This is a genomic window from Rhodococcus sp. DK176 (assembly GCF_038447315.2).
Classification (GTDB): domain Bacteria; phylum Actinomycetota; class Actinomycetes; order Mycobacteriales; family Mycobacteriaceae; genus Rhodococcus_F; species Rhodococcus_F jostii_A.
In genome coordinates this window covers 3,067,429-3,089,805 of the sequence record NZ_CP118321.2, presented here as the reverse complement: position 1 = coordinate 3,089,805, position 22,377 = coordinate 3,067,429, and the positions used below count along the sequence as shown (strand labels likewise).

At 66.7% G+C, this 22,377-nt stretch carries 22 protein-coding genes and 1 pseudogene; 7 read left to right on the top strand and 16 right to left on the bottom strand.

What is annotated here, in order from left to right; translation table 11 throughout:
* Window positions 1-20 precede the first annotated feature (20 nt).
* The 4 genes and pseudogenes from paaK to PSR88_RS14610 all read left to right on the top strand — a co-directional run bounded on the left by paaK (window position 21) and on the right by PSR88_RS14610 (window position 3,547).
* A complete protein-coding gene (paaK, locus tag PSR88_RS14625) occupies window positions 21-1,319 on the top strand; it encodes a phenylacetate--CoA ligase PaaK (protein ID WP_011595541.1) in 1,299 nt (432 codons plus the stop codon).
* A gap of 11 nt (window positions 1,320-1,330) precedes the next feature.
* Window positions 1,331-2,359: a helix-turn-helix domain-containing protein gene (locus PSR88_RS14620; RefSeq protein WP_011595540.1), complete on the top strand. Its 1,029-nt coding sequence runs from the start codon at window positions 1,331-1,333 to the stop codon at window positions 2,357-2,359.
* 332 nt (window positions 2,360-2,691) lie between these two features.
* Window positions 2,692-2,862: pseudogene (locus PSR88_RS14615) on the top strand (amidase family protein); the annotation flags it as partial.
* A gap of 70 nt (window positions 2,863-2,932) precedes the next feature.
* Window positions 2,933-3,547, top strand: a complete 615-nt coding sequence (locus PSR88_RS14610; protein ID WP_037196851.1) for an amidase family protein — start codon at window positions 2,933-2,935, stop codon at window positions 3,545-3,547.
* A gap of 16 nt (window positions 3,548-3,563) precedes the next feature.
* Here the strand turns inward: PSR88_RS14610 and PSR88_RS14605 are convergent, their stop codons facing one another.
* From PSR88_RS14605 to PSR88_RS14590, 4 genes are read right to left on the bottom strand one after another with little or no spacing between them, the layout of a single operon-like run.
* The gene (locus PSR88_RS14605; protein ID WP_016882268.1) at window positions 3,564-4,841 is read right to left on the bottom strand and encodes an amidase; all 1,278 of its coding nucleotides are present in this window, start codon (window positions 4,839-4,841) and stop codon (window positions 3,564-3,566) included.
* Complete coding sequence (locus PSR88_RS14600; RefSeq protein WP_009475625.1) at window positions 4,838-6,388, bottom strand: cation acetate symporter; 1,551 nt, start codon at window positions 6,386-6,388, stop codon at window positions 4,838-4,840. The genes PSR88_RS14605 and PSR88_RS14600 overlap by 4 nt, the downstream gene beginning before the upstream one ends.
* A 5-nt stretch (window positions 6,389-6,393) precedes the next feature.
* On the bottom strand, window positions 6,394-6,687 hold the full coding sequence (locus PSR88_RS14595; RefSeq protein WP_005255961.1) for a DUF485 domain-containing protein: 294 nt from the start codon (window positions 6,685-6,687) through the stop codon (window positions 6,394-6,396).
* Window positions 6,688-6,689: 2 nt separating this feature from the next.
* Entirely contained in the window at window positions 6,690-7,283 is a 594-nt protein-coding gene (locus tag PSR88_RS14590) for a flavin reductase (RefSeq protein WP_016882269.1), read from the bottom strand.
* Window positions 7,284-7,508: 225 nt separating this feature from the next.
* Between PSR88_RS14590 and PSR88_RS14585 the strand changes: the two genes are divergently transcribed.
* Entirely contained in the window at window positions 7,509-8,129 is a 621-nt protein-coding gene (locus PSR88_RS14585; protein WP_011595535.1) for a response regulator transcription factor, read from the top strand.
* 15 nt (window positions 8,130-8,144) lie between these two features.
* Here the strand turns inward: PSR88_RS14585 and PSR88_RS14580 are convergent, their stop codons facing one another.
* From PSR88_RS14580 to PSR88_RS14550, 7 genes are read right to left on the bottom strand one after another with little or no spacing between them, the layout of a single operon-like run.
* Window positions 8,145-9,104 carry a PDR/VanB family oxidoreductase gene (locus PSR88_RS14580; protein WP_016882270.1) on the bottom strand — a complete coding sequence of 320 codons (960 nt, stop codon included), beginning with the start codon at window positions 9,102-9,104 and terminating at the stop codon, window positions 8,145-8,147.
* A 46-nt stretch (window positions 9,105-9,150) separates the two neighbouring features.
* Window positions 9,151-9,891 (bottom strand): SDR family NAD(P)-dependent oxidoreductase, encoded by a 741-nt coding sequence (locus PSR88_RS14575; RefSeq protein ID WP_011595533.1) that lies wholly within the window; start codon window positions 9,889-9,891, stop codon window positions 9,151-9,153.
* 41 nt (window positions 9,892-9,932) lie between these two features.
* Window positions 9,933-10,436 (bottom strand): aromatic-ring-hydroxylating dioxygenase subunit beta, encoded by a 504-nt coding sequence (locus tag PSR88_RS14570; protein ID WP_011595532.1) that lies wholly within the window; start codon window positions 10,434-10,436, stop codon window positions 9,933-9,935.
* Window positions 10,426-11,700, bottom strand: coding sequence for an aromatic ring-hydroxylating oxygenase subunit alpha (locus PSR88_RS14565; RefSeq protein ID WP_011595531.1), 1,275 nt, complete (start codon window positions 11,698-11,700; stop codon window positions 10,426-10,428). The genes PSR88_RS14570 and PSR88_RS14565 overlap by 11 nt, the downstream gene beginning before the upstream one ends.
* Window positions 11,700-12,200, bottom strand: a complete 501-nt coding sequence (locus PSR88_RS14560) for a nuclear transport factor 2 family protein (RefSeq protein ID WP_016882271.1) — start codon at window positions 12,198-12,200, stop codon at window positions 11,700-11,702. The genes PSR88_RS14565 and PSR88_RS14560 overlap by 1 nt, the downstream gene beginning before the upstream one ends.
* A 5-nt stretch (window positions 12,201-12,205) precedes the next feature.
* A complete protein-coding gene (locus PSR88_RS14555; RefSeq protein WP_009475617.1) occupies window positions 12,206-12,583 on the bottom strand; it encodes a hypothetical protein in 378 nt (125 codons plus the stop codon).
* A 28-nt stretch (window positions 12,584-12,611) separates the two neighbouring features.
* Complete coding sequence (locus tag PSR88_RS14550) at window positions 12,612-13,772, bottom strand: acyl-CoA dehydrogenase family protein (RefSeq protein WP_011595530.1); 1,161 nt, start codon at window positions 13,770-13,772, stop codon at window positions 12,612-12,614.
* A 198-nt stretch (window positions 13,773-13,970) separates the two neighbouring features.
* Between PSR88_RS14550 and PSR88_RS14545 the strand changes: the two genes are divergently transcribed.
* Both PSR88_RS14545 and PSR88_RS14540 read left to right on the top strand, forming a co-directional pair.
* Window positions 13,971-15,476 (top strand): PAS domain-containing sensor histidine kinase, encoded by a 1,506-nt coding sequence (locus PSR88_RS14545; protein WP_011595529.1) that lies wholly within the window; start codon window positions 13,971-13,973, stop codon window positions 15,474-15,476.
* Between the two features lie 99 nt (window positions 15,477-15,575).
* The gene (locus PSR88_RS14540; RefSeq protein ID WP_005250812.1) at window positions 15,576-15,845 is read left to right on the top strand and encodes a hypothetical protein; all 270 of its coding nucleotides are present in this window, start codon (window positions 15,576-15,578) and stop codon (window positions 15,843-15,845) included.
* A gap of 82 nt (window positions 15,846-15,927) precedes the next feature.
* Here the strand turns inward: PSR88_RS14540 and PSR88_RS14535 are convergent, their stop codons facing one another.
* The 5 genes from PSR88_RS14535 to PSR88_RS14515 all read right to left on the bottom strand — a co-directional run bounded on the left by PSR88_RS14535 (window position 15,928) and on the right by PSR88_RS14515 (window position 22,333).
* On the bottom strand, window positions 15,928-17,637 hold the full coding sequence (locus PSR88_RS14535) for an amidohydrolase (protein WP_011595528.1): 1,710 nt from the start codon (window positions 17,635-17,637) through the stop codon (window positions 15,928-15,930).
* A 33-nt stretch (window positions 17,638-17,670) separates the two neighbouring features.
* Window positions 17,671-18,192 (bottom strand): DUF5134 domain-containing protein, encoded by a 522-nt coding sequence (locus PSR88_RS14530; RefSeq protein WP_016882272.1) that lies wholly within the window; start codon window positions 18,190-18,192, stop codon window positions 17,671-17,673.
* Between the two features lie 8 nt (window positions 18,193-18,200).
* Window positions 18,201-19,640, bottom strand: a complete 1,440-nt coding sequence (locus PSR88_RS14525) for an APC family permease (protein WP_009475612.1) — start codon at window positions 19,638-19,640, stop codon at window positions 18,201-18,203.
* On the bottom strand, window positions 19,633-21,591 hold the full coding sequence (locus tag PSR88_RS14520) for a primary-amine oxidase (protein ID WP_011595527.1): 1,959 nt from the start codon (window positions 21,589-21,591) through the stop codon (window positions 19,633-19,635). Before PSR88_RS14520 ends, PSR88_RS14525 begins: the two co-directional genes overlap by 8 nt.
* 172 nt (window positions 21,592-21,763) lie before the next feature.
* Window positions 21,764-22,333: a TetR/AcrR family transcriptional regulator gene (locus tag PSR88_RS14515; RefSeq protein WP_029539077.1), complete on the bottom strand. Its 570-nt coding sequence runs from the start codon at window positions 22,331-22,333 to the stop codon at window positions 21,764-21,766.
* Between the last annotated feature and the right edge of the window lie 44 nt (window positions 22,334-22,377).

The following is a 22,377-nucleotide window of genomic DNA, read 5'->3' as shown; positions in this document are numbered from 1 at the left end:
CGCACACCCCGGAGACTAGAATGACCAGTATCGCCACCCCCTCGCAGGACATCGAGTTCGCCACGCGCGACCGGATCTCGTCGCTGCAACTCGAACGTCTGCAGTGGTCACTTCTCCACGCGTACAACAACGTTCCGCATTACCGGAAGGCGTTCGACGACGCCGGTGTGCACCCGAGTGACCTGAAGGACCTGTCCGATCTGGCGAAGTTCCCGTTCACGGCGAAGGCGGACCTGCGGGCGAACTACCCGTTCAAGATGTTCGCGGTGCCGCAGGAGAAGGTTTCGCGCATCCACGCGTCGTCCGGGACCACCGGGCGCCCGACGGTCGTCGGGTACACCACGGGCGACCTGAACAACTGGGCCGATCTGGTCGCCCGGAGCCTGCGGGCGGGTGGCGTGAAGCCGACGGACAAGGTGCACGTCGCGTACGGGTACGGGCTGTTCACCGGTGGCCTCGGGGCGCACTACGGTGCCGAGCGGCTGGGCTGCACGGTGATCCCGATGTCCGGTGGCATGACGGACCGCCAGATCCAGCTGATCGAGGACTTCGAACCCGACGCGATCATGGTGACGCCGTCGTACATGCTCACGATCGTCGACGCGATGATCAAGAAGGGCATCGACCCGTCGAAGACGTCGCTGCGGACCGGTGTGTTCGGGGCGGAGCCGTGGACCGAGGAGATGCGCACCGAACTCGAGAAGCAGCTGAACATGGACGCCGTCGACATCTACGGACTGTCCGAGGTGATGGGCCCGGGCGTCGCGATGGAATGCGTCGACACCAAGGACGGCCTGCACATCTGGGAAGACCACTTCTACCCGGAGATCATCGACCCGGTCACCGGGGAGGTGCTGCCCGACGGTGAGGAGGGCGAACTCGTCTTCACGTCGCTGACCAAGGAGGCGATGCCGATCATCCGGTACCGCACCCGCGACCTCACCCGGCTGCTGCCGGGGACGGCGCGGTCGGTGCGGCGGATGCAGAAGGTCACCGGGCGCACCGACGACATGATCATCCTGCGCGGGGTGAACCTCTTCCCCACCCAGATCGAGGAGCTGATCCTGGCGGTGCCGGCGCTGGCCCCCCAGTTCCAGTGCATCCTCGACCGCCCGGGCCGCATGGACGAGCTGACCGTGCGGGTGGAATCGCGTCCGGACGCCGTGACCGACGACCACGCGCGAGCCGCGGGTGAACTGCAGAAGCTGGTGAAGAATAGGATCGGCGTGAGCGTGAAGGTCGACGTCGTCGCTCCCGGCGACCTCGAACGCTCACTCGGTAAGGCACGTCGACTGATCGACAACCGCTCCGCTCTGTGAGGTGATCGAAGGTGCGTCTCGGTGGTGGGCCCGCGCGTGACGACGGGCAGTTCGAGCACTGGCGTCAGGCCGTCTCCACGGCGTTCGTCCCGCTCGCCGTGGTGTCCACGGCGGAGGACGGACCGGGGCGCTTCACCGGGACCCTGCGCACCACCGCGCTCGGCGGGTTGCAGCTCAGCGAGGTCGGGGGACACGCGGTCGACGTCCGCCGGACCCGCACGTCGATCAAGCGGTCCGATCCAGGCCTGGTGAAGGTGGGCCTGCAACTGTCGGGCAGCGGCGTCATCGTCCAGGACGACCGCGAGGCCGTGCTCGGGCCCGGCGACTTCGCCGTCTACGACACCAGCAAGCCGTACGACCTGCACTTCGCGGGCGACTTCAGCATGTTCGTGCTGATGTTTCCCCGCGAACTGCTCCGCATCGCCTCGCGGGAACTGGGCACCGTCTCGGCGCGCCGCATCCGCGGCAGCACCGGGATGGGCGCGCTCGTCTCGCCTTTCCTGACGAACCTCCACCACTCCGTCGTGACCGGCACCATGCCGACAACCCCCCTCGTCGAGGACGCGGTGCTCGACCTGCTCGGTGCCGCGGTGCAATCGGAGGCGCCCGCCGACGCCACCGCTCCCGGCGCGTCGTTGCTGCTCGCTGTGAAGTCGTTCATCGACGCGCACCTGCACGACCCCACACTCGACACGGCCGCAGTGGCGGCCCACCACCACGTGTCGACGCGGCATCTGCAGAAGATGTTCGAGGCGGACGGACACACGGTGGCCGGATGGATCCGCCACCGCAGGCTCGAGAAGTGCCGCCGCGATCTCAAGGACATCCGATTCCGCGGCGACAGCATCGGAACCATCTGTGCCCGGTACGGTCTCGTCAACTCGTCGCACTTCTCGCGGCTGTTCAAGGAGACGTACGGGGTCTCGCCGCGAGCCTTCCGCGAACAGGAACTGCTGTCGACCACCGACGTGACGGCGGCAGAAATTCGGTCGCGCCGCACCGCCCCTCCAGGTCAGACTGAAACGGTCGTCGCGACCTGAGGAGTGGGACCGCTGGAACTGCACGAGTACACCAGGTTCGACGCCGTCGGCCTGAGTGAGCTGATCCGGGCCGGTGAGGTGACGGCGATGGAGGTCGAATCCGTTGCGCGCGAAGCGATCGCGCAGGCCGATGCCGACCTCGGGGCACTGACCCTGCCCATGTTCGATCCGGCCCTCGACCACCGGACCGACGGTCCACTGGCGGGGGTGCCGTTCGTCATCAAGGACAGCGGCCCGTTCGCGAAGGGCGTGCCGTTCACACTCGGTAGCCGCAGCATCCGCGGTACGGGCCGACGCGCAATCCGTGGGCACTCGATCGGGGAACCGGCGGAGGATCCGCCGCGCTCGTCGCCGCGGGGGCGGTTCCGCTGGCGCACGGCAACGACGGCGCCGGTTCGCTACGGGTGCCTGCCTCGTGCTGCGGGCTCATCGGCCTGAAACCGAGCCGCGGCCGAATCCCGTGCGGCCCACTGGTCGGCGAGGTCGGGTTCGGGCACATCTACGAGTTCGCCCTCACCCGAATCGTCCGCGACACGGCCCATCTGCTGGACGCCGTTGCCGCCCCGGCGGTCGGTGAAAAGTACGGTATCGGAGGCCACGGTCGTCGCCGGCACGATCCTCGAATGGATCGGCCACACCGTCACGGAGACGCGCCCGCAATTCGACGCGGAGGACGTCGTCGAAGCGTCGACACTCACTGCGATCGCCACGGGCGCGGCGATCCTGCGGGCTCCACGCAGGCCCGATCCCGCTCTGCTCGAGGCGGTCTCGCGGACGGTGCTGCAGGAGACCCAGGCGTTCACCGCACTCGACGTCGCGGCTGCACTCGACGCGCAGCACCGGGTCACCCGGTCCATCGGGCTGTTCTTCACCCGATTCGATCTGCTCGTGACACCGACCGTTGCGTGGCTGCCGGTGCCGCTCGGCACCCTCGACTACGACGACCCCCGGCACAGCGTGCGCTCGTGGCTACGCCGCATCTTCGAGTTCGGGCCGTTCACCGCACCGTTCAACGTGTCCGGAAACCCCGCGATCAGCCTGCCGCTCGCGCTGAGCCCGGAGGGCCTCCCCATCGGGATCCAACTCGTCGCGGCCACCGGCAGAGAAGATCTGTTACTGGAGGTGGCCGCGCAATTGGAGCAGGCGGCGCCGTGGAAGGAACGCCAGCCGTCGATCTTCGTCGACTGACGCCTTCCTGTCGTTGTCAGAGCACGGATTCCAGCCACGCGGCTGTCTCGAACAGGCGCTGCTCGGCACCGGGACGTCCGATCAGCTGCAATCCGAGGGGCAGGCCCGCGCCGTCACGCTTCCCGGGGATCGTGACCACCGGCAGTCCCAGGGCCTGCCACGGTCGGCTCAGAATGGGCGTCCCGGTCGCGCCGTGCCCGGGTGGAGCGGCGCCGAGAGCCGCGGGCCCGAGGATGGCTTCGTCCTCGTCCAACGCCGCGAGCAGCAGCTGTCGGGTCTCGCGGATGCCGGCGAGGGCGGCACGGTAGTCCGCCTCGGTGGCCGCCGCCCCCGCGGCGAACAATTCGGCGAGGGGTGCGCTGATCTTGTCGGTCTGCGCGGCCTCGGCGGCACGTTCCCCGGCCGCCTCGTACGCCATCACCGTGTGGTGATGTTCCGTCAGCGCCACGATCGTTGCGGCGGCGTCCAACTCACGGCACTCGATCCCCGCCGACTCTGCGGAATCGGCGGTCGCCCTGAGCGCCGCCGTCATCTCTCGGGACAGCTCGCCGAGCTCGAACCCACTCCACAGGCGAAGCCGGCGCGGCGCGGAAGGCACGAGGACGGGCGCCCGCGTGCCGTCGCGCAGTGCTGTCCACGCGAAGTGGAGATCGGGCACGGTCCGTGCCAGCAGCCCCACCGTGTCGAGACTGGGACTCAACCCGGTGATGCCCGCGGTCGGGAGTTCGCCGTGGGCGGTGACGAAACCTGCGACTCCGCAGAACGACGCCGGCCTCGTCAGCGACCCCGCGGTCTGCGTGCCGAACGCCAGCGGCACCATGCCGGCGGCCACCGCTGCCGCCGAGCCGCTCGACGACCCGCCGGGCGTGTGGTCCAGGGCACGGGGATTGCGGGTCGGGCCGGGCTTGAAGTACCCGAACTCGGTGGTGACGGTCTTGCCGAACGGGAGCGCGCCGAGTGCGCGCGACCGTGCCACACAGTCGGCGTCCGTCGTCACCGGATCCGTGCTCCGCCGCTCACTACCGCAGCGCGTCGGCATCCCGGCGACGTCGATGAGATCCTTGACGCCGACAGGGACGCCCCAGAGTGCGCCGTCCGGGCCGCTGTCCTGGATCCGGGCGGCCGCGGACCGCACCGCGTCGGCGTCGAGGTGGGCCCAGGCGTGGATTTCCGGATCGAGTTCCGCGATCCGTGCGAGTGCCGCCTCCGCCACGTCGATGGGCGTCGTCGCGCCCGTCGCCAGCTGCTCCGCCAGGTCCCGGAGTGGGCTCGGTGACCGTAGTTCCGTCTTCATTGCATCGCCACCATCGTGTCGTCGTCCGTCGTCTCGGTCTGCCCGGTGAGCGCTCGGGTGCGCATCACCGAGAAGAGTCGATCTGCTCGCGCTTTCGTCTCCCCGGACGGCGCCGACACCAGCGCGACGATGATGGACACCGCCAGCGAGAGGGGTGCCACGGCGAGTGCCGGGTTCGAGAATCCGAGAATGGAGTCCGGTCCCTGCACGACCGGGCTGAGCAGGATGACGGTGACCGACAGGACGAGCCCGACCACGATGCCGGAGATGACGGCACGCGCCGTCATGCGCTTCCAGTACATGGTCAGCAGCAGCGCCGGCAGGTTCGCGCACGCGGCGATGGACATGCCCAGTGACGCGAGGAACGCGACGTTCTGCTTCTGCGCCGCGAACGCGATGGCGACACCGATGACGCAGGTGGCCACCGTCGCGACCCGGGCTGCGCGGTGCTGAGCCTTCGCCGACACCGACCCGTTCCTGATCACCTGCCCGTACAGGTCGTGTGCGATCGCACCCGAGGTTGCGATCACCAGGCCGGACAGTGCGGCCAGAATGGTCACGAACGCCACGGCCGCGACGAACGCCAGCAGGACGCCGCCGCCGACCGTCTCGGCGAGCTGGGCGACCGCGAGGTTGCCGCCCCTGTTCTCGGACTTGATCACCTCGACACCGACCAGCTTGGCGGCGCCGTAGCCGAGCACGGGTACCAGCAGGTAGAAGGCGAAGAAGATCCAGATCGCCGTGTAGGCGGACGTTCTCGCCTGCTTCGCGTCCGGAACGGTGAGGAATCGGATCATGACGTGCGGCAGGCCGAGCACGCCGAGGACGAGCCCGACGGTCTGCGACAACTGATCGAACGACGCGGCACCGGACGTGCGCTGCGGCGCGACGAACGATTGCCCGAACTCGGCGAGCGCCGTGCTGAACGGGCCGAAGGGGTTGAAATCGAACCGCACCAGCACGAGAACGAACAGCACCACGGCACAGACCATGAGAAGACCGGTCTTGATGATCTGGATCCAGCTGGTGGCGAGCATTCCACCCACCAGTGTGTATGCGGTGGTGAGCGTTCCGATGATCAACACGGCCACGGCGTAGTCGAGGTCGAACAGCAGCGACACCAGAAGCGCGGCCCCGACCAGCTGCGACACGAGATAGACCACGCTGATCACCACCGTGCTGATGGCCATCATCGACCGCACGTCCTTGCCGGGGAACCGGGTGGCGAGGACATCTGCCAGCGTGAAGCGGCCGAGGTTGCGCAGGGGTTCCGCGATCAGGAGCATCGCGAGGACGAACGCCACGGGCACGAAGACCGCGAGATAGAACCCGTTGAAACCGGTCAGGGCGATCGCACCGGTGACTCCGAGAAACGAGGCGGCAGAGATGAAGTCGCCGGCGATGGCGACACCGTTCTGCCTGCCGGTGAGGCTGCCGCCCGCGACGTAGTGATCGGCGGCGGACTTGTTCCTCTTGGAAGCCCACGCGGTGATCATCAGCGTGACGGCGACGAGGGCCGCGAAGAGCGATGCGGAGACGAGGTTCATGGCTGTTATCCTTTCGCCCGCGAGGCGGTCCGGGAGTCGAGTTCGGCTGCCCGTGCCATGTAATACCGGGCCACGACGATGGCGACGACGAACTGCGCGACCGCGTAGAGCCACGCCACGGTGACACCGCTGAAGACGACGCCGTCCAGCAGCGAGGTGAACCCACCGAGGATCGGCAGGGGCAGGAACAGTGCGAGGACCAGGGCGCTGAGACGAAAGGTCAAGGCGGCGCGCGTGTCTGCGAGCACCTGCAGGTCGGAATTCTGTGGGACTTGTTCGGGCGGTGACGAGGTGACCATGGCTATTTACCTCCGGCTGCGGCGGGAACGAGGGTGGGCGTCACGGTGATCGGGTCGGACCATTCGTCGTAGAACAGCCAGTCGGGGGACTCGACCGGAACCGACAAACGGTGGAACTTCCGTTGGAAGTAGACGAGGCTGTCGCCGTGTTCGCGCGTCTGCACGCGGTCCAGTTCGACGAACAGCACCGAATGCGACCCCACGGTCTTGCTGTCCGCGATCCGGCCGGCGAGCACCACGTGGGCGGCGCGCAGGATCGGAACACCGTCGCCGGTGTCTTCCTCCCAGATGTCCCAGCGGAAGCGGTCCGCCATCGCGACTTTCGTTGCGCCCGCGAAATGCATGGCCAGCTCTTCGTCGTCGCCGGAGAGAACATTGATTCCGACTCGGCCGTTGTGCCGGAACACGTTGTGCATCGCACTGTTCTGATTCACGCACACCAGGGCGGTGGGCGGGGAGTCGGTGACCGAGCAGACGGCGGTCACCGTCATTCCGCAGCGCCCGGCAGGGCCGTCGGTCGTCACGATGTTGACCGCGGCGGGCAGGTTCGCCATGGCGGTGCGAAAGCTCAATTGCATGGTAGTGAGTTCGGGCATTTTCAGCCTCCGTGAGTTGGAACAGGAAGTCGTGTCTTTCGTGGTGCGCCCGCGTTCCCCGAGAAGAATAGGACGAATCACCTGGGTGGGAACATTGGCGGCGACGCTACTTTCTCGCAGTAAGTCGCCTACCCGGGTAGGGGATTCCTTCAGTTGCCTACCGCTTCCGTTACGGTCGGTGTTCACTGGACGAGGAAGCAAGTCATCTGTGCGAGGCAGGATTCGATGGATCAGCAGGAAACACGGGTTTACATCGTCGACGACGATCAGGAGTTGTGCGCATCGCTTGCATGGCTGCTCGATTCGGTCAACATCACGTCGGAGTACTACTTCTCGGTGCAGTCCTTCCTGGACGAGTACCGTCGCGACATCCCGGCCTGCCTCGTTCTGGATGTCCGGATGCCGGAAGTCGGCGGATTCCAGCTCCAGGAGGCACTCCTCGCCGACGAATCCCCGATCCCGATCATCTTCGTGTCGGCACACGGTGACATCAAGATGTCGGTGCGGGCGCTGCAGCGGGGTGCGCTGACGTTCATCGAAAAGCCCTACGATCCGCAGCACATGCTCGACGTGATTCAGGATGCGCTCCGGGTCGCGCGTCAACGATTCGGCGAGCGACGCAACAGAACAGAGTTGCAGGGCCGGATCGACACGCTGACGGTGCGCGAAAGGGAAATTCTCGCACTCGTCCTCGACGGATTGCCCAGCAAGAACATCGCCAAGGAGCTGGGTATCAGCGTGAAGACGGTCGACGTGCATCGCACCCGTATCAAGGAAAAGACCGGAGCAGAAAGCATCGCCGTTCTCGTCCGCGATATTCTGCAGGCCGGAATTGCCGTGACCTGAAATTATTCGGCACTTTCAGGGAAGTTCGACGACGAGCCGGTCGGATTTCGCGCGCGACACACACGCGGCAATTCTGTCTCCCGCCTTTCTCTCACTCTTGGTGAGGCAATTGTCGCGGTGGTCGGGTTCGCCCTCCAGCACGTCCAGGACGCATGTGCCGCAGATACCCTCCCTGCAGGACGTGTCGATCCCGATGTCGTTCTCTTCGAGTACGTCGGCGATGGATTTTCCGGCAGGCACTTCGAACACCTCGCCCGTGTCGAGTTCCACCTCGAACGCCGTGTCCGACCCGGTCGCTACAGGCGTCGCCGCCTCGAAGTGTTCGAAGTGGACCGCGTCTTCACCGACCGCGGGTTCGGCCAGCCCGCGGACCCGATCCATGAAACCTTCGGGGCCGCAGGTGTAGACGTGGGTGGCGGCCGACGCGTCCGCCACGATCTTCTCGAGCGCGCAGAGCTGATCGTCCCTCGTCAGGCCGAAGTGCAGGTGCACGTCCCGGCGGAAATCCGCGCTCTCCAGCAGGTCGACGAACGCGGCCTGCGCCCTCGTCCGCGCGAAGTAGTGCAGGTCGAACTGCTGTCTCCGCCGGTGCAACGCGAACGCCAGACTGAGCATCGGGGTCAGCCCGATCCCCGCCGCGACGAGGATGTGCCGGTCCGCGTCTTCGGCGAGCGTGAGCAGTGTGCGGGGCCGGCTGATCTGCAACTCGCTGCCGATCCTCACACGATCGTGCAGCGCGGCCGAGCCACCGCGCGGGCCGGTCTCGCGTTTGACGGCGACAACGTACGATTCGGACTCGTGCGGCGGGCTGCACAGAGAGTACTGGGTGAGGACCTCGGTGGGACCGAGAATGTCGATGTGGGCGCCGGCCGGGTACGGGTCGAACGGTGACCCGTCCGTCCGAACAAACCGGAACGACTTGATGTCCGGCGTTTCCTCGACAATGTCCGCGACAGTGACAGTGAACATGCTCATGGTGATTCTTCCTCCGGTGCTGCGACCCGTCGCCCGCGGGCGGGGGTCAGCGCATGTACAGGCCGCCATTGACGTCCCAGCAGGCACCCGTGACCGACGCGGCCGTCGGCGATGCGAGCAGGGCAACGGTCTCGGCAATGAAATCGGGCGAGCCCAGGGTGCCCACCGGAATCGTGGTGAGGATGGCGGCCAGCTTCTCCGCGGGCACCGTCTCGCGCACGACCGGCAGGTCCAGCGGTCCCGGGGAGACCGCGTTCACCGTGACACCCGACGGGGCGAGTTCGCGTGCGAAAACCTTGGTCAGGGTGCCGACGCCGCCCTTGGCCGCGGCGTAGTGCGCGCCGGTCGCCGTGCCACCGTTCTGTCCCGCCAGCGACGCGATGTTGACGATTCTGCCGTATCGCTTCTCGGCGAAGTAGCTTCCGAACACCTGGCAGCCGAGAAAGGCCCCGTTGAGGTTGATCTCGACGATGTCGGAGAATTCCTCCGGCGCGATGTCCATCAAGGAGCCCGTCTGCGACCGGCCGGCATTATTGACGAGGACGTCGATGCCGCCCCACTCCGCGATCACCCGGTCACGGACGGCTTCGAAACTCGTCCTCTTCCGAACGTCCAGTTCCACGCCGATGGCCGTGTCGCCGTCCGGATCCAGCTCCGCCGCAGTCTCTTTCGCGGCACCGCTGTCGATGTCCGTGACCGCGACGCGGTATCCGCGGTCGTGCAATTGCTGTGCGATCGCGGCACCGAGGCCGCGTCCGCCGCCGGTGACTACTGCGACAGAATCCACGTCGAGCTCCTGTTCGATCGATAAGGTTCGGAAAGTGCTGGTCAGAGTAGGTAGCCGGAGGCGTTGACCGCTGCCTGGGAGTTGACGAGCCGGATGACCTTGAGGTCCAACCGCGGCCCGCTCTCGGTGTAGCGAACGCGGTGCGTGACGTCGGCGGCGAGGGTCTGCTGGTCGTCGCGCTTGAAGCCCACGAGGATCTGCGCAGACCTCACCGTGATCGAGTCCTCGGTCCGTTCCTCGACCGTGAACCGCGAGACGGTGCGGACCGTCCGGGCGGCGGCGAGCGCGGACATCGAGTAGCCGGAGGTCAGGCGTTCGATACGCATGCGCCGCATGCGAGTGTCGTCGTTGACCATGTTCAGCGATCCGTCGAAGTCGTCGGTGTCCGGGTCGATGGGGATGACGTACCGGCCTTCGTCGGTCCAGAGGGCGTCCCAGGTCTGGTAGTCCTTGGCGTCGAGGAGGGCCGCTTCGTGCCAGATGAGTTCGATCGCCTGCAGTACGCGGGTGTCGGCGAGTTGGGCGGTCATCAGGTCAGTGCTCATCGGTCATCATCCTCTTCCACATTGCGTAGGCCTCGCGCATCCCGGTTTCGTCGGTGACGTGCGAGGTGCGGTGTCCGTCGCTGTCGAGCGCTTCACGACCCAGACCGCGGTTCACCATGATCGGCATTCCGGGTGCGCCGCGGGACCCGCGTTGGACCCGGTCCCAGGCCTCGGAATCGTCGGGGCTGCCGAACCCGAACGGGCCCTGGAAATGTTCGTGGATGCGGAGGCGTTCGCGGTTGACGATCTCCGGTCCGCCGTCCATGCCGAGGGCGATGTGCCGGATCTCGGTCTCGTCGACGGAGATCGGTCGCAGCACCCGGAAGAACGACATCGACATCGCGACGTTGGGGAAGATGTTCAGGTTGAACCCGGCGCCGTGCATGGAGCGGACGATGCGGCGGACCTTGTCGGCGGGCATCGTCTTCGACAGTTCTTCGACGATGTGGTCGAAACGCGCCTGAATCTTCTCGGTGCCGTCGTCGTGGTCCAGGTCGACGTGCTCCGGGACCATGATCGCGACGCTGTGGCCGTTTCCGAGAGCGTGGGTGACGGCGTTGTCGTCGGTCATGAAGGAGAGCATGTCGGCGGTCTCGGCGTCGACGGAGGACATCCAGGACCGGTGCACGATCGGGAAGTGGTATCCGTCGGTGGTGTTCTCCAACTGGATCTTCCAGTTCCCGCGGAAGCGGAAGCAATGTTCGCCCTGCGTCTTGACGGGGTATCCGGCGCCCTGCTTCATGAACAGGTCCATCCACACCTTCGCGTCGCCGAGGAAGTCGTCGAGGGGTTCGACGTCGGGGTTGAAGCTGGCGAAGATCATGCCGGCGTACGACTCCACCCGCAGACTCTGGAGGGGGAGGTCCTTCTTGTCGAGGTTCTCGTCGTAACCGTCGGGGTACGGAATTCCGCGCAGACGACCGTCGAGGGCATACGACCAGCTGTGATACGGGCAGGTGAACCCGTTCGCTTTGCCCTTGGGGACCTCGCAGACGCTGGCCCCGCGGTGGCGGCACCGGTTCAGCAGGACGTTGAAGTTTCCCTTGCGGTCGCGGTTGACGATCACCGGTTGCCGGCCGATGGTCGCCATCTTGTAGCTTCCGGCCTCGGGGATCTCGCTCTCGTGGGCAACCCATACCCAGGTGCGGTAGAAGATCCGCTCGAGTTCCACCTCGAACATATCGGGGTCGGTGTACAGCGATCCGTCCACGCGGTCGTCCGTGGCGAGGTCCGCGAAGTTGGTGGGATCCAGCGAAGTGGTCATCACGTTCTCTTTCCATTCGATTCGAGCAGTCGTGTCGCCTCGTCGAGGCGAGTGACGAACAGCTTCTCGGTCGTGAAGTGCTTGATTCGGGCGGTACCGCCCCGGACCTCACACTCGGCGGTGATGCGGACGACGAGCAGTTCGGCCGATCCGTCCTCGTATCGCGACAGCTGCTGCATGATCCACCGCCCCTGGGCCTCGGGGCCGTCCACCTCGATCTGCTCATTGCCGAGCAAGTGCACATTTGCGCGGAAATGGGAGTTCGGTGGAAGGTACGCGGTGAGCATTCCGACGATCTCCGGCAGGCCCCGACGCGTGCCGAACTTGTGCGCGTACTCGGTACCGATGCCTTCCCACACCGCGTCGGGTGTGAACAGCGAGGCGAGTTCCTCGACCGAAAACGCCACGGAGGGAACATCGCACAGTTCCATGTAGCGGCACATCACGCGGTGCACGGCCGCACGGCTCTCGACGAGCTCGGCCGCGGTCGTAGAGTGCATACTGCTCACGCGCCGAGGTCGACGTCCTCGCGGACGGTGAGTGCACGGCCGATGCGGGCTTCGATCTTCGCGTATCGCCACAGCGTGTACTCGCCGACCGGGGTGGTGCGGAAGAGGTTGCAGACGGCCTTGACGGTCTCCTGGGTGTCGACGTCGGCGAGGATGTAACAGGTCCACGGCCAGCCGTCCGACGGTCCGACCATGTGGCTGTCGTCGTCGATGTCCCCGATCACCCGGACGCCCGGTGTGTCGGCCACCGCGTCCATCATCCCGGAGAACGCCTTCCACACCAGCCCGCCCTGGCCGGTCGGGAGGTCGAAGAAGTTCTGGTTGATGCCGATGCAGAACAGGACTCGCAGCGGTGCGGTCTTGGTGTCACTCACGATGGTCTCCTCGATTCGAACGGGGTGGTCAGATGAAGCCGGGGAACGGCGGGATGTCCATGAGCACCGCACCGGCGCTGTCGTAGATGCCGTCGCCGAGGAAGGCGTGCTGCGGCGGGACCAGGGCCTCGCGCATGTACCGCTGCATCGCGTTGCCGTCGTAGATCGCGCCGGTGCCCGACAACTGGAATGCGGTGTGCACGGCGGACGCGCCCGCCTTGGCCACGTGCGTCGAGGACAGGCGAAGAAGTGCCGCAAGCTTGTCCGGGACGGGGTCGCCGGCGACCACCGTGGCGTACGCCTCGTCGGTGACCTCGTAGAAGAAGGCACGGGCGGACCTCAGTGTCGCTTCCGCCTTGGCCAGGTCGATGCGATAGTAGGCGCGATCGGCGAGCTTGGGCGCTCCGGTGATTCCCGTGCGTCCCGCTCCGACCTTGATCGCGTAGTCGAGCGCAGCACGGCCCACTCCGAGATTGACGACGGCCAGGACCTGGGCGGCGTACGCGATGGAGGGGTAGCGGTAGAGGGGTTCGTCGACGGTGGGGGTCCCGCCCCGGATGAACGTCCAGTCCTCGGGTACGACGACGCCGTGGACCTTCAGTTCGTGGCTTCCGGTACCCGACAGACCGACCACGTCCCAGTTCTCGACGATCTCGACGTCCTTCGGCCACAGCAGGGCGGTGCGAGGCTTCCCCGCCGTGGAGTCGCCGCCGCGAATCCCGACGCCGAGAATGTCGGCGCCCTTGCATCCGCTGGCGAATTTCCACTGCCCGTGAATCTTCAGACCTCCGGGCACCTGTTCGGCGGGTTGCACCGGGAACAGCCCGCCCGCGAAGACGAGGTCGGGGCTGTCCTTGTACAACTCCGCCTGCGTCGCGAGCGGCAGTGCCGCCAGGTAGACGAGCGCGGAGCCGAAGCTGGCAACCCAGCCCGCCGACGCGTCCACCGCGGAGATGCGTTCGATCATCCGCAGAAACTCGCTCGGGGGGAGCGCGTCGCCGCCGAATTGGCGGGGTGTCGCCGCGCGGTAGATGCCGATCTGCTTGAACTCGTCGATCATGTCGCGAGGCACGAACTTCTGGCGAGCGAACTCTTCCCGCCGCAATGCGACGTGCTCGAGGACGTCCTCGAATGACAGCGTCCCGTTCGCGGCGGCATCTGTCGTGTCGAGGGTCGGTGCGTTGGTCATCAAATACTCCGATCGACGCGAAGTAGAAGGGGTGTGGCGTTTTTCGTGTCGAATTGACGCTATTGCGGTGGCGGGCATCACTCAATCGGTGCTTCCTCCCGCGGACGTGCAGAGATGTCGCCTCGGAGTAAAGGATTTCCCTATCGCGCTCCCGGTCCGACCGCTCAGTAGACTCGAGATGAGCCGAAGGAGGCTGCATTGTCCGATCTCGCGCCGTCCGACTACGAACGACTCGTCGAGTCCCTTCGCTACTGCGTCCTGGTCCACGATGCGGCCACCAAGGACATCCTCTGGGCGAACCGGGCGGCGTCCGAACTGCTCGAGTTCACGGTCGAAGAGCTCAAACCGCTCAAGGCGCCCGATATGAGTTCCCCGGCGAAGCGGTACCGCAGGTCGGTGGGACGGCGGTGGCTGCAGGAGGCCGTCGACAACGGGGCGGCGGTCATCGAATGGGCGTATCGCGCGAAGAGCGGGCGAGAAGTCCTGACGGAGGCGATCGCGATCCGGGTCGAGTTGAATGCCCGGACCGTGGTGATGGTGCAGTTCCGCGACATCGAGCAGGAAACGTCGATGCGCCGCGACCTCACTCGCACCGAGGCCGACCTCACCCGTACCGAGGCCCGGCTGGCCGCGTTCCTGCGGAACATGGCCGAAGGAATCCTCGTCCTGGACGACGACAGCCGGATCACGTATGCGAGCGAGGCGGCGTCGGAGCTCCTGAAGGTTCCGGTGGCATCGCTTGTCGGCGAACGCTTCACGGAATTCTGCCGGGCGGGTCAGTCACGGGAGAGCGTGCGACGCGCCCTGGAACTGACGACCGCCGACGGGGGTTCCCAGAGCCTGCGCTACGAGGTGGAACTGACACCCGGCGAGCGCCGGTGGCATGCGGGGAGCTGCCAGCACATCGGTATCGAGAACGATCTGAGCGGCCACCTCCTGCTCTTCCACGACGTCACCGAACACGTCCGCACCGAGCAGGAGCACGAACGGGACTCGCAGTACCTCAATTACCTGGCCCGCTACAACGCGATGGGCGACATGGCCATGGCCATCGCCCACGAGTTGGCCCAGCCGCTCGCGGCCGCCACCAATTTCATCGCCGGTACGCAGAGCCGCCTCGACGACGGCCGGAGCGGTCACGACGAGGTGAGCTGGGGCCTCGGGGAGGCGCGCAAGCAGATCGACCGGGCCAATCAGATCGTCCGGAGTCTGCGTGAATACGTGACACAACTCGAGGAGTCCCAGCAGATCGTCGATCTCAACGACATCGTCGACGAATGCGCGTATTTCATCGACATCCGGGCGCGGCAGAAGGGAGTTCACGTCGAGTACCTCCGGGCGCACGACACGGTTGCCGTCGTGTGCGAACGTGTGCTCACCGGGCAGGTCATTCTGAACCTGTGTTTCAACGCCATCGACGAGATGGCGGAATGGCCGGCAGCCGACCGCATCGTGACGGTACGCACCGACATCACCGAGACGGAGGGCGTCGTGAGCGTCGAGGACCACGGCAAGGGTCTCTCGCACATCCCGGACGGCCGAATCTTCGACGGCGCGTTCACCTCGAAGTCCACGGGTCACGGAATCGGGCTCGCGCTGAGCCACCGCATCATCTCCCGCCAGGGCGGGACACTCACCGCGCGCGAGAACGATCCGCACGGGGCGGTCTTCACGTTTACGTTGCCCGCCGATCCGAACCGTTGAGCGACCGACCCTCACGCAGCTAAAGGTTTCTTGGATTCCGTTGGGCGCGATCCGGTTCTAGCGTGGTGGGAAACACCACCGCGGCCCCGGAGGTACCTCGTGGACTATTCGCATCATCACCGAACATTCCTGACCTGTTACGCCGACACCCACCGCTACGGGTGGCACCACGTCGACCTCTTCGTGCACGACGAGGACGGCAACGAAGTGAACTGGGTCCACTGGCAGACCCGCGAGGACGGACCGGACGGCGCCGACGCGGCCACCGCGCGCGTCGAACCGAACCTGAGACGGACCACCGACTGGCAACGCGGAATCAGCGCCGACGGAAGCGAGTACTGGATCGCGGAGGCAGCATGGGCTCAGTGAACCGGCAGATGGGGTAGGACGCAGAACTGCCGGTTCGCCGACCGAGCGGCGAACCGGCAGTTCTGACGTATCGATAGAGGCTTTACGCGACGCTTTCGGCGACGCGCTGGAACACGACCTCCCCACCCAGCACGGTGGCGACGACCTGCATTGCCGGGATGTCGTGCGGGTCGATGGTCTCGAGGTCGCCGTCGAGGATGCACAGGTCGGCCACCTTGCCGGCCTCGAGGGATCCCTTCCAGTCCTCGGCGAAGTCCTGCCAGGCCGCGTTGATCGTGTAGGTGCGGACGGCGTCGGCGAGGCCGATGCACTGGTCGGGCCCGCTCACCGCACCGCTGGCCTTGCTCTCGCGCAGGATCATCGTCGAGATGCCCTGACGCCAATCGGGCGGTGTGACCGGTGCATCGGAACTGCTCATCAGGTGCACCCCGGATTCGACGGCGCTGCGATACGGCCATTCGTAGGCGGCTCGTTCGGTCCCGACCACCCCGACCTCCAGGTCGGCGATCGTCCACTTGATCGTAGGGTTCATGTTGACGCCGATGCCGTTCTCGGCCAGTCGCTTCAGGGTAGCTTCGCTGATGAAGTCGCCGTGGATCAGGTAGTGCCGGGCATCCTCGCGGGGGTGCGCGTTCTGCGCGGCGATGATCGCGTCGGCGACGGTGTCGATGGCACGGTCACCGGTGACGTGCACACCGATCTGGTAGCCGGCCTCGTGGCCGATGCGGACCATCTCGGTCACCTCGTACACCTGACGCTCGTCGGTGTCGCCGCCGACGCAGAGGGAGCCGCAGCCGCCGCCGATGTACTCCTCGTGCATCCACGCGGTCTTGCTCGGCGGGATGCCGTCGGCGAACACCTTCACCCCGAGAACCCGGAACATTTTCGGGTCCACCGATTCCGGAACGTCGATGTTCGCGAGGTTCTGTCCGAAATCCTCTGCAGATCCGGACATTCCGGTGGGCAGGAGGAGAAGGTTGACGCGGGCGCCCAGTTCTCCGCGGATGGCGAGATCGGCGTACACCGCGAGACCCTCGGCGCCCATCGCCCCACCGGCGAGGGCCTCGCCGCCGGGGCCGATCGCGGGATCGGTGAAGCTGGTGATGCCCTCGCTCTGCAGGATCGAGATCGCCGAGCGGAGTGCCTCCTCCCGGCGCTCCCGGGTGAGGGCCGGGAGAACACGCTGCACGAGGGCCTGCGCACCCTCCATGACGATGCCGGTCAGCAGGCCGTCCTCGCCGACGGGCATGAGGCTGCCTGGCGGGAGCGGCGTGGTCTCGTCCACCCCGGCGAGCGCCAGCGCCGCGCTGTTCACCCACGACGTGTGCCGCGAGAAGTCCTGCAGGAACACGGGATTGTTCGGGGACACCTCGTCGAGATCCCAACGGTTCGGCGTCCGACCGGCCTCGGCGAGGCACTCGTCGAGATACCCGTCGTCCCAGCCGGTTCCGATGATCCACTCGCCGTCCTCGGCCGCAGCGGCGGCCTCCCGCACGAGTTCACGGACGTCCGCGATCGACCGGACAGCAGGAAACGACACGTCCAGCGACAGCGGCGGGGTGTCGAGCCCGTAGGCGATGGCGTGCAGGTGCGAGTCGTTGATACCCGGGAGGATCGTCTTCCCCCCGAGGTCCGTGACCACGGTGTCCGGTCCGATCAGGGTTTCGATCTCTGCATCGCTGCCCACCGCGTGGACGAGTCCGTCACGCACCGCGAGGGCGGTGGTGATCGTGAAATTCGCGTCGACGGTGAAGACCTTGCCGTGGATGTAGACGGCATCGGCGTAACTCATCGGTTCCTCCAGGTTGCTTTTTTGCGAGAGCGGTCAGACGGCCATGGGGGCCATGCCCAGGATCATCAGTGCGGATCCCGCCGCCGCGGTCCTGACGCCGGACCGGCGCTCGCGGCGCGGGGTGGAGCGAAAGAGATGCAGTGTCAACAGTGCCCAGCACACGAGCACGAGGAGTGGGAGCAAGCCCGTCGAGAATCCAGCGCCACCGTGGTGGTGGCCCGACGGCACCGGCGCCGACGCCGCCGGGGCGGGAGCGGACGTCGGGGCCAGGAGCAGCAGCACCCCCATGGCGGTGAGGTCCACCGCGCAGGGCACGGCGGTCCGGCGGTGCATGGTCTCACCGGTGACGAACACGGCGAGGGCGATGAGGACGGCACCCCCCAGCAGGTGAATCCCCGCCGGCACGCCGGGGATCATCATCGCGACCATGGACACCGCCATCGCGCCGTGCGCGATGCGCACCCGGCAGTCCGTGCCGTGTGCCCGCCACATCGGCACGATCGCGCCGACCGCTCCGACGAGCATCGCCGCGTGCACGGCAGGGATCTCGAACATCGCCGGACTCAGATCGTGGGGGTGAGTTCGCGACGCTGCCCGACATCCGCCCGGCTCTGCCGGGTGACCCGGGCGACGACCAGTCCGGCGACGAAGAACAGAGCGATCACGGCCAGCAGGATGTCTGCGAGCAGTTCCGACCCGCCGATCAGCGTGGTGAAGTTGTCAAGCACCAACCCGGTGACGGCCACCAGGCCCACGCATCCGAGCACCGGAGCGATGCGAGTGTGCCAGAGCCGGGTATCCAGCCGGGTGCGGGCGAAGAACGCGATGATCGCGACGCTGGTGAGCACCATCAGCACCAGGATGCTCACGGTGGCCAGACCCGCCATCCAGGTGAACAGTTCCAGCACCGGGTCCGCGCCGACGAGCGCGAACACCCCCACGACCACCGTCGCGGAGATCGTCTGGGCGACCGAGCCGATATGCGGGGAACCGTGCTTGGCGTGGGTGCGGGACAGTGCGCGCGGTGCCGCGCCCTTGCGGGCGAGGGCGAACACGTACCGGGAGATGGCGTTGTGGAAGGCCAGGAGCGCGGCGAACAGGCTGGTCACAAGCATGATCGCCATGACATCGGCCGCGGGTCCGCCCAGGAACTGCGCGGCAGCGGCGAACGTCAGCCCGGCAGGGTCGGCGGCGGCCGCCGCCGAGACGTTGTCGCTGCCGAACGCGAGCACCACCGCCCAGCTCGCCAGCGCATACACCAGTCCGATGACGATCACGGCGGCGTACGTCGCGATCGGAATCGTGCGCCGGGGGTTGCGGGCCTCCTCGCCGTAGATCGCGGTCGCCTCGAAGCCGATGAACGACGCGATTGCGAACATCAATGCGACACCGGGAGATCCGCTGAAGAACGACGTCGGGGTGAACGACGCGAAGTCGATACCCGCGGCCCCGCCCCGCACCAGCACGCCGAAGGACAGCGCGAGGATGATGCCGATCTCGAGCACGAGGAGCACCCCCAGGACCTTGGCGCCGAGGTCGATGCTGCGGTATCCGAGCACGGCCACGAGAGCGATGAGTACCAGCGCCCACATCCACCACGGCAGGTCGGGTCCGCCGTACTGGACCACCAGGCCCTGAATCGTAGCGGCGGCCAGACCGTATACGGCGGCCTGGATGGCGGTGTAGGTCAGCAGAGCGAGGCCGGCCGCGCCGAGCCCACACGATTCGCCCAGCCCCTTGGCGACGTAGGCGTAGAACGCGCCGGTGTCGACCATGTGGCTGCTCATCGCCGCATATCCGACGCTGAAGACGAGCAGGACCAGTGCGGCGATGAGGTAGGCGGTCGGGGCGCCCGCGCCGTTGCCGATCGCGATCATGACGGGCAGAGCGCCGCCGATCGCGGTCAGCGGCGCCGCCGCGGCGATGACGAGGAAGACGATCCCGACGACGCCGATGGATCCGCGTAACTTGCCGGCTCCCGAACCCGTGGTGGTGTCAGACATCCGATCCCCCGTCCGCGTGGCAGCTGCCGCCACCGGTCGAGCAGTGCTTCGACACGGTGCGGGGAACGTCGAGTGCGGGGTTGCGGTCGAAGAAGCCGTTGGGCTTCAACGTGAATCCGGTGTAGTCGACGGGCATGATCGGCCAGTCCTCCGGCCGCGGGAAGTGAGTGAGGCCGAACGTGTGCCAGACGACGACGTCCTCGTTCTCCAGATCACGGTCGCCGGCCACGAAACTCGGCAGTCCGGCGCCACCCGCGTGCTGGTTCACGAAATCCCCTGCCGCGTAACGCTCCTTCTCGTCGAACCGGGTGACCCACAGGTGCTTGGTGGCGAACGTCGCCCGCGCCGCGATCGAGGAGTCGTCGTCGGCCAGCAGGATCGGCTGACCATCCGGGTGGAGTGCGTACGCCACCGGCTTGCCCAGACGGTTCAGCTTGTTCGGGTTGCTGATGTGCCACACGCGCCCGACGCTGTTGTCCGCGAGGCGCTGCGCCTCGGATTCCTTCGTCAGCGGCGTGCGCTCGAGGGTGAACGCGTTGCCGTGCAGGTTCCCGGGGCCCATCTTCACCCGCTTGGTCTGCACCTCCTCGACGGAGTTGCGGTCGCCGTCGATCATCATGTCGAGGCGGGCGCTGAACAGGTGCTGGTGGTACGGGGCGCCGAGGCCGGGAGCGATCTCCGAGGCGTACGGGTAGTCGCCGCCCGGGTGACCCGACGTGAAGACGATGCCGGTGGCCTTGACCTCGAATTCGATGGTGCCGTCGAGGTAGAGGTACCAGAAGAACCCGTAGTCGTAGTTGCCGATCGTGGTGAAGAAGGAGATGACGAGACGGCGCTGGCGGCGGGTCTCGGCGGAGCCGGCCCACAGGTCGGTGTGCTTCCACAGCACGCCGAAGTCCTCCTCGTGCATGCACACGGCGTTCTTCAGCGTCTTGGGGGTGCCGAACTCGTCGGCGATGACGGCGTCGAAGTAGGTGATGTCACCGACGCAGTCGCAGCCGAGTTCGAGGGCGTTCGCGTACCGGCCCACCATGTACTCGCCGGTGTCGAAGTAGTTCTGCCACGACCGGACCGGCGAAGGGTCGCCGTAGGGCACCACCATCTCGGCGATGGACGCGCGGTGGATGATGGGGCGGACCCGGTCGCCGTCGGCGAATCCGAGCTGGTGGAGGACGAGACCTTCGCGGGCGTCGAAGCCGACGCGGAACGACCACTTCTCCCAGTCGACGTGGTTGCCGTCGACGACGAAGCTCGGTCCCTCGGGCTGGGTGATCTCGATGGGCTTCTGGGTGGTGCGCAGGGGGCCGGTGACGGTGACGTCGTCGAAGTTGCCCGACTCCTCGGGGATCGGGACGGCGCCGAGGTCGAGAACGTCGGTGACGGTCCGGTTCATCACGTCGACGAATCCGACGAGCCCGTCGATCGGGTGGGCCCAGGCGTGGTCCTTCGGGTGGTCCTGGCGGAACGCGAGCCCCCGGAGGATCCGCGTGCCCGTCTCGCCGGGGTAGTCGAAGACGCCGGCCGAGAGGGGAGCGACCCGGACGTCGGCGACGTCGAGTCCGCGGGCGGCGAGCGCGGCGAGCCAGCGTTCGTCGGCGGCCAGCACCTGTTCGACGAGCTCGAACTCCTCGTCCAGGACGGGCATCTGACCGTCGCGGGCGGCGTCGAGGGTCACCGAGCTGATCACCGACCGCTGAGTCACGGACACCACGACGTCCACCGCGTTCGGCGACGAGATGTCGTGCAGCAGAACGCGGAATCGGCGATCGGTCTCGGGGGTCTCCGCCGTGTACAGCGCCGACTTGTCCGGTTCCTCGAGGCCGACGTAGACGAATCTCGTCTGCTCGGTCAGCGCGTCGGCGGCCTCGAGGATCTCGCGGAGGGAGGCGATTTCTTCGACGGTCGGCAGCGACAGCGGGTGGTCGATACGCGCAGGGGAAAGGGTGGGCATGTCGCGATCCTTTGGTTCTACGGGTGTTGAATAAAAAGCTTAGTGACGTACGTTACAGCCGAGGTGCCCTCGTGTAAACAGTGAGTTTCACGCCCGAACATACTGACCGTTCGGTCAAAAAAGATGTTCTATCGGATTCCGCGGCAACGGCTTTGGCCGGGCGACGGAAAGATCAGAGTGCGGCGACGAACTGCTCGAGCATCTCCAGCTGACGCTCCGACGACGTTTCGCCCGGCGTGAGGACACCCAGAATCTGCATGCCCATCATCATGTTCAGGAGTTGCTCGACCACGATAGTGACGTCGATGTCGCCGACAGAGCCCTCCTCGCGCGCCTGCTCGAGGAAGATCGCCATCTGCTCACGCCAATTGTCCATGGTGCGGCGGTTGGTCGCGGCCATCTGCTCGTCGTACATGGCCCGCGGCCACAGCGAGGCGGCGATCCGGGCCTCGAGGAGTTGCTCCTCGTTGATCGGCATCACTTCGCGGCAGAGGATGCGCAGTGCGTCGAGGCCGGTCGCGTCGCCGAGCGCCTCGGCGATCCGGCGGTCGGTGGCCTCGGAGATGTGCTCGTACGAGGTACGGAGGATCTCGTCCTTGCCGGCGAAGTAGTGGCTCAGGGCGCCGTTGGTGTATCCGGCCTCGGTGGCGATGTCGCGCATGTTGGCAGCCTCGATACCGCGAGCGGCGATCAACCGCCAGGCGGCGGCGGTGATGCTGCGCCGACGCTCGTCGTGATCCACGAGCTTAGGCACGACGCGTACCTGCCCCACCAGCGATCATGCGA